The following is a 7,256-nucleotide window of genomic DNA, read 5'->3' on the forward strand; positions in this document are numbered from 1 at the left end:
TTGACCCATGACTCCTTTCCTCTCTCTGATTTATTTTTAAAAGTAAATGCAACTTTTCCCCTTATTATTTAGGATATCACCATGAGTAGAGATTGGACTTAAAGAAACTGTATAAATATTATCCTTGTAGATGAAGATTCTGTAAACTTGGCATGATATTGATGGCGATCGCATCGCTTTTTGCTTGATTTAGATTGATTTATTATTATTTTTTGGCGAAAAATCCCCTTCTTCTCTGTATTTTCTCGCACTAACAAAGTTTACTTTATGAAAATAAAAATAACCACGTAAGTAGTGTTGGCTTAATCAGGCAGATAAGATGATTTGACGCTTAAAAATCAAATCAGAAAAATGAGAATGATACGGAAAACCTCGGTTCGCGATCGCGGTCGGATGGTAAAGTAAAAAACTGCACCTCGCGAAATTCACCGAATGGCAACCCTAGCACCCCCTTCTCAACCCCTGAACTTCCCCCTCACAGCAGTGGTGGGACAAGACGCGATCAAACTGGCTTTACTGTTAGCCGCCGTCGATCCTGGATTGGGCGGAGTCGTCATTGCCGGTCGTCGAGGAACGGCTAAATCAGTGATGGCGCGGGCAATTCATGCCCTTTTACCGCCGATAGAAGTGGTGAAAACTTCTTACTACAATGCTGCCCCTGAAGAAGAAATGGGGGAAACTGAAATTGTTGCGGCCCCTTTCGTACAAATCCCTTTGGGAGTGACGGAAGACCGCTTATTGGGGTCGGTGGATGTAGAAAAGTCAGTAAAGGAAGGAGAACCTATTTTTCAGCCTGGACTTTTAGCGAAGGCACATCGAGGGGTTCTCTATATTGATGAAATTAACCTCCTCGATGACCAAATTAGCAACCAACTTTTGACGGTTTTAACAGAGGGAAAAAATCGCATTGAACGAGAAGGGATTAGTATCGAACATCCTTGCCGACCGATTCTCATTGCCACCTATAATCCTGATGAAGGGGCATTACGAGAACACTTGCGCGATCGCATTGCCATTAGTTTATCGGCGGATGGGGTTTTAGCGTTGGATAGTCGGGTGGAAGCAGTGGAAAGGGCGATCGCTTATTCCCATTCCCCTCAACTATTTATCGACCAATACGATGAAGATATTGAAAGTATTAAAACCAATATTTTACTAGCGCGAGAGTATTTAAAGGATGTTGAATTAACCGAGGAACAAATCTCTTATTTGGTACAGGAAGCCCTTCGCGGGGGAGTACAAGGACATCGGGGGGAACTTTTTGCCCTGCGGGTTGCTAAGGCTGTAGCGGCGTTAGAGGGACGGGAGGATGTCACCTCGGAAGACTTGCGCCGGGCGGTAGAATTGGTCATTGTGCCGCGATCGTCCTTTATTCCACCACCAGAAGACGACCAACAAGCACCCCCTCCTCCTCCCCCTCCTCCCCAAGATGAGGATGGGGGAGAAGAGGAAGATGAGGAAGAGAGGGAAGATGAGGAAGAAAAGCAGGAAGAACAACAAGAACCCCCACAAATTCCCGAGGAGTTTATTTTCGATCCTGAAGGGGTAATTCTCGATCCGAGTGTCTTGTATTTTGCACAGATGGCGCAACGACAGGGAAATACGGGGGCGCGGAGTTTGATTTTTTCCGACGATCGCGGGCGCTATATTAAGCCTATGTTACCGAAGGGGAAGGTGATGCGGGTGGCAGTGGATGCGACTTTACGGGCGGCGGCACCTTATCAAAAATCGCGGCGGTTGCGCTATCCTAACCGAAAAGTGATTGTAGAACAGGGAGACTTGCGATCGAAGCGGTTGGCGAGAAAGGCGGGGGCGTTAATTATCTTTGTGGTGGATGCGTCGGGATCGATGGCGTTAAACCGAATGCAGTCGGCGAAAGGGGCGGTGATGCGTTTATTAACGGAGGCTTATGAAAATCGCGATCAAGTGGCGTTAATTCCTTTTCGTGGGGAAAAAGCAGAGATATTTTTGCCCCCAACGCGATCGATTACTTTGGCCAAAAGTCGTTTGGAAAAGTTACCCTGTGGGGGGGGATCTCCTTTGGCACATGGACTATCTCAAGCGGTTCATGTGGGGATGAATGCAAAGATGTCGGGAGATATCGGACAAGTGGTTATTGTTGCTATTACCGACGGGCGAGGTAATATTCCTTTAGCGCGATCGCTGGGGGAAACTTTACCGGAGGGAGAAAAGCCTGATATTAAAGGGGAACTTTTAAGTATTGCTGGGCGCATTCGTTCTATTGGTTTTAAATTGTTAGTAATTGACACGGAAAGTAAGTTCGTATCTACGGGGTTTGGCCGGGAAATTGCTAAAAATGCTGGCGGGAAATACTATCAACTTCCCAAGGCGACGGATAAGGCGATCGCCATGATGGCTAAGGGGGCAATTTCTGATTTAAAATAGAGACGAATGGTACTGCTTCTTCATTTGTTCATTAAAAAAGATGTTGCTACAAGAACTCAAGGATCGGGCTTATCAATTACCTATCCGCGATCGCCTAGAATTGATCGAGGCGATCGTGGGCTCCTTAAAAACAGAAAAAATAGCCGCCACTGCGATCGCCAACGATCCCAATAGAACCGAAAAACTTAAAACCAGTCAAAAGATTAAAAGTGCGATCGAGAAACTACGAGGAATTGCTAAAACCGATTCTCCACCTCCCACTGATACCGAAGTCAAAGAAATGTTAGCAGAAAGAAGAATCAACAAATATTTAGGATGAAAGTTTTACTCGATACGAACATTGTTTTGGATTTTCTCTTAGAACGAGAGCCTTTTAGAGAAGATGCAGAACTCTTATTTTCGGCTATTGGTCATGGAGATATTGTTGGATATGTTACAGCAACGACAATAACGGATATTTTTTATGAAGATGCCCTGCAATTGGCTTGCGCGATCGGTGATAAACTTGAGGCAATTATCACTCGGAATCCTCAAGATTTTATCGGGTCTTCTCTTCCTATTCTGGGAGTTCGCGAATTATTAGACAGTTTGGGTGAGACAGACAATGAATTGAAAAGGCGATCGCCATGATGGCTAAGGGGGCAATTTCTGATTTAAAATAGAGATGAATAGTATTGCTTCTTCATTTGTTCATTAAAAAAGATGTCTCTACAAGAACTCAAGGATCGGGCTTATCAATTACCTATCCGTGATCGCCTAGAATTGATCGAGGCGATCGTGGTCTCCTTAAAAACAGAAAAAATAGCCGCCACTGCGATCGCCAACGATCCCAATAGAACCGAAAAACAAGTAAGAAATGGCTGGGATGAAGCATTGAAAGCCATGTCTAGAAATGGCGACGACCAACTAGAAGAGGGTTGGGGAAATATGACGACTCAATGGGACGATGAAGAATGGAAATGGTAGTAAGTCGTTTTGAGATTTATCTGGTTCAACTGAATCCCACGGTCGGGAGTGAAATCAGAAAAGAGCGTCCTTGCGTTGTTATTTCACCGGATGAAATGAATCACAATATTGCTACAGTCATTATTGCACCAATGACAACGAAGGCACGTTCTTACTCAACTCGGGTTAATTGCTATTTTCAAGGAAAAGATGGACAAATTATCCTCGACCAAATTCGGACAGTCGATCAAAGTCGATTAATTAAAAAGTTAGGTGTTATTGAAGAAAGTGAACAAGAAGAAGTATTGAAGGTACTGGCCAATATGTTCTCTAGATAGTTTACGTGCAAGAGTTGCGATCGCGGCTAAGAGCGGGATTTCTGATTTAGGAGGTAAAATTTATTTAGATTTGGAGAAATTGTATGAGATTTTTTTGGCAACCATTCATTATCTTGGGATTTTTACTGCTGGGTTTAGGGATCGGCGATCGCGCTTTTTCTCTGCCTCTACGACTCGAAGAAGCGGCGATCGCCTCACAATTGGAGAGTCTACCAGAATGGACGCGAGAGGGTCAGTTATTGCGCCGAGAGTTTGTTTTTGGTGATTTCCGCGAAGCGATCGCCTTTGTGCAAAGTTTAGTTGAACCTGTAGACGATGCGGGACATCATCCTGATATTACAATTTCATATAATAAAGTTACTCTTATTCTGACAACTCACGATGTGGGAGGATTAACACAACTCGATCTTGATGTTGCTGAATTAATTAATCAACTTTTTGCCGATCTTCCCGAAGAGAATTAAATCTCTAATAATGAATGAAAGAACTCTATAACAGTTTGCGACCCGGACAGCTTAATATTGCCGAATGGGAGGGGGGAGAACTGGCTATCTCGGCGGTACCGGGGGCGGGAAAATCCCATAGTATGGCAGTCGGTGCCGCCCTGGCGATCGTTCGCCATCAACTTCATCCCCGCAAACAACTAATCGTCGTCACTTTTACCCGTTCTGCTGCAGCCAGTATCAAAAACAAAATTCGCGAAAATCTGCAAAAACTACAATTACCCCAAGGTAGTTTTGTCGTCCATACTTTACACGGGTTGGCATTACATATCGCCTCGCGCCATCCTGAAGCCTCTGGGTTGAATTTAGACACCTCTACGGTAATTACTCCCACCCAAAGCCATCGCCTCTTAAAAGGTGCCGTAGAACAGTGGATCGGCAAGAATTTTCAACGCTATCAACTGCTTTTGGAAGGAGTCAGTTTTGATGGGGAAGAAACGGAACGGTTGCGCCGTCAGTCGGTGTTACGAACGGAAGTATTACCGAGTTTAGCGAGTACCGTCATTCACGAGGCAAAAAGTTCGGGTTTTCTACCGGAGGATTTATGGCGAGTGAGTCAAGAATTGGACGATCCTTATGCAACTTTAGCTGTTGCTGCGGGGATTTACGACGAATATGAGAAGATTATGCGATCGCGGGATTTCATCGACTACGATGACATGATTCTCGCGGCTTTACGGGTGTTAAAACGCCCCGCAATCCGTCAATTGTGGCAAAAACAAGTCTTTGGGGTATTTGAGGACGAAGCGCAGGATTCAACCCCCTTACAGACGCAATTATTGCAAATTCTGGCGACTTCTCCCGACTCATCCCAAGTTAATCTCGTTCGTGTGGGGGATCCCAACCAAGCCATTAACTCGACTTTTACCCCAGCCGATCCCCTTTATTTTAATCATTTTTGCGATCTGTGCGATCGCCAGGGCAATCTCGCAACAATGGATCGATCGGGACGTAGCAGCCCTATTATTTTACAGTCCGCGAACTTTGTTTTGAACTGGACAAACCAATTATGGTGGGAGGAAAACCAGAAAAAAGCCAGAAAACAAAATAACTTACTTCTCCCCTTCAAAAGGCAAAATATTCACCCCGTCGATCCCGACGATCCTCAACCCGATGCAAACCCGATCGCCACCGGAAAAGGGGTAGAAATTTATACTCCCGATGATGTGTATCAAACCGTAGAAGAAATTGGCAAACGCGCGATCGCCTTATTATCTCAAAATCCCCAACATAATGCCGCCATTTTAGTCCGAGAAAATCGCCAAGCACATTTTCTCGCCGAAAAACTTAAGCCTCTGCAAAAAGATGGAGATTTTAACATCTATGAAGTGGGAGAAATGGAACGTCATTCCAAAATTCCCGCAGAAATGCTCAAATTGTTAGCATTTTTAGATCGTCCCCATTCTCCAGATAATCTGAAAGGGGCATTAGAAATCCTCGAACAACGCGATCTTATTGCTACGCAAGACCTCAACGCTTTAGCCACTTCTCCAGAACAATTTCTCTATCCTACTCCTCTCGATCCGCCCCAAAAACAGCACGTTAAAAATGCAAGGAGATATTGTAATAATCTCCTTCGCGCCCGTTTAGAATTGCCCTCCTATCATCTCATTTCTTTTTTGGGCATGACCATGAAATATACAGGATCGGAATTAGCAACCGTGCAGAAATTAGCAGAAAGAACCGTTAAACAAACTTTAGGTAATAAATCTCTGAAAGCGATTATTGAAGCCTTACAAGAAATCGTTGCTTCTGAACGTTTTGAAGGAGTTCAAGAAGAATCCGACGATCTTTATATTCGTTCGGGTCAATTAACTATTATTACCATGCACAAAGCGAAAGGATTAGATTGGGATTATGTCTTTATTCCTTTTCTGCATGAAGATATCATTCCTGGATCGCCTTGGGTACCGACAGCGAGTAAGTTTTTAGGAGATTTGACCTTAGATGAAGTCGCCCGCGCTCAAATTCGTACTGCTGTTCATAATGCTCATTTAGAATCTTTAGGAGAAGCCGATAAAATAACCTCATTTGCTCCACCTTTGCAAGCATGGGAAGAAGCCAATCAGTTAAAAAAAGCAGAAGAATATCGCTTACTTTATGTTGCCATGACGCGGGCAAAACGATTACTCTGGATGTCAGCCGCGAAAAAGGGTCCCTTTCGTTGGAGTATTTTTAATGGACAATCAGCAGATAATCTTCAGATGAAAAAACCCTGTCCGGCGATCGCGGCTTTAAAGAATAAGTTAGCCCTTTTATTAAGAGAGGTAGAAAAATGTTAAGTACAGAAACAAGCAAAATAAATTAGAAAATCGGGGAAATTTCTAAAGTTTTCGTTAACCCTATACCAAATCCGGCGATCGCAGACCCGATTATACGAACGCCGCAAACCCCCTTGAGACAAGGTATATCTTGTTTCTACAAAGGGCAGGGCAAATATTTTATATTCCAAAAATGTTATATTGCAGAAAATCACATTCAGAAAAATATTCCAAAACCCCAGCAAAAAAAGAAATATTCCTATATAATTCCTATATGCGATATAAAAACTGAGAATTAAAGAAGAATGTATTTTGAATCATTCGATCCCTCTTCTAGTAAAGATCTGTGGGCAATCTTGGCTAAACTTGCAGATCGCTCTGATGGTGCGGAACTTTTACGGGAATTCCGAGAGTTCTATAAAAATGTAGAAACTGCGAAAAGGTTGCAAAATCAACTGATTAAGGGACGTGCGGCGAGTCGGGTGGTTTTGATTGAGTCTATCGAGTCTGCACGAGAATCTCTAATTATTGTCAGTCCTTGGTTAAACAAGCGTAGTGTTGATGAAGAAATCTTATTGAGGATGACAGCTTTGCTCGATCGCGGCTGTCATCTTTGTATTGGTTGGGGGTATAGTTACGATATTCGCGGCTTACATCCTAATGGCAATGTCATTAGTATTACCCGCGATCGGCAATTTAGTGTCAGGAACCTCAGCCTAAAGGCGTGAGGCTTGAAAGAGAAATCTGACAAGCCATTCTGACCAGACTAAGTACCCAGCGTACTACGTTATTTGGGTCACGAC

8 protein-coding genes are annotated in these 7,256 nt (G+C 43.7%); all 8 read left to right on the forward strand.

Annotated elements, in window-relative coordinates:
• Window positions 1-432 precede the first annotated feature (432 nt).
• Window positions 433-2,406, forward strand: coding sequence for a magnesium chelatase ATPase subunit D (bchD, locus tag VB714_RS26280; protein ID WP_323228211.1), 1,974 nt, complete (start codon window positions 433-435; stop codon window positions 2,404-2,406).
• Between the two features lie 40 nt (window positions 2,407-2,446).
• A complete protein-coding gene (locus VB714_RS26285; RefSeq protein WP_323228213.1) occupies window positions 2,447-2,725 on the forward strand; it encodes a hypothetical protein in 279 nt (92 codons plus the stop codon).
• On the forward strand, window positions 2,722-3,036 hold the full coding sequence (locus VB714_RS26290) for a PIN domain-containing protein (protein WP_323228216.1): 315 nt from the start codon (window positions 2,722-2,724) through the stop codon (window positions 3,034-3,036). Before VB714_RS26285 ends, VB714_RS26290 begins: the two co-directional genes overlap by 4 nt.
• A gap of 72 nt (window positions 3,037-3,108) precedes the next feature.
• Entirely contained in the window at window positions 3,109-3,372 is a 264-nt protein-coding gene (locus VB714_RS26295) for a hypothetical protein (protein WP_323228219.1), read from the forward strand.
• Window positions 3,366-3,689, forward strand: coding sequence for a type II toxin-antitoxin system PemK/MazF family toxin (locus VB714_RS26300; RefSeq protein WP_323228221.1), 324 nt, complete (start codon window positions 3,366-3,368; stop codon window positions 3,687-3,689). The genes VB714_RS26295 and VB714_RS26300 overlap by 7 nt, the downstream gene beginning before the upstream one ends.
• 83 nt (window positions 3,690-3,772) lie before the next feature.
• Window positions 3,773-4,153 (forward strand): 4a-hydroxytetrahydrobiopterin dehydratase, encoded by a 381-nt coding sequence (locus VB714_RS26305; protein ID WP_323228224.1) that lies wholly within the window; start codon window positions 3,773-3,775, stop codon window positions 4,151-4,153.
• Window positions 4,154-4,167: 14 nt separating this feature from the next.
• Window positions 4,168-6,474, forward strand: a complete 2,307-nt coding sequence (locus VB714_RS26310) for an ATP-dependent helicase (protein ID WP_323228226.1) — start codon at window positions 4,168-4,170, stop codon at window positions 6,472-6,474.
• 284 nt (window positions 6,475-6,758) lie between these two features.
• On the forward strand, window positions 6,759-7,181 hold the full coding sequence (locus tag VB714_RS26315) for a hypothetical protein (protein WP_323228228.1): 423 nt from the start codon (window positions 6,759-6,761) through the stop codon (window positions 7,179-7,181).
• The last annotated feature ends 75 nt before the right edge of the window (window positions 7,182-7,256 follow it).

Origin of the sequence: Spirulina sp. 06S082, assembly GCF_034932145.1 — a bacterium.
Classification (GTDB): domain Bacteria; phylum Cyanobacteriota; class Cyanobacteriia; order Cyanobacteriales; family Spirulinaceae; genus CCY15215.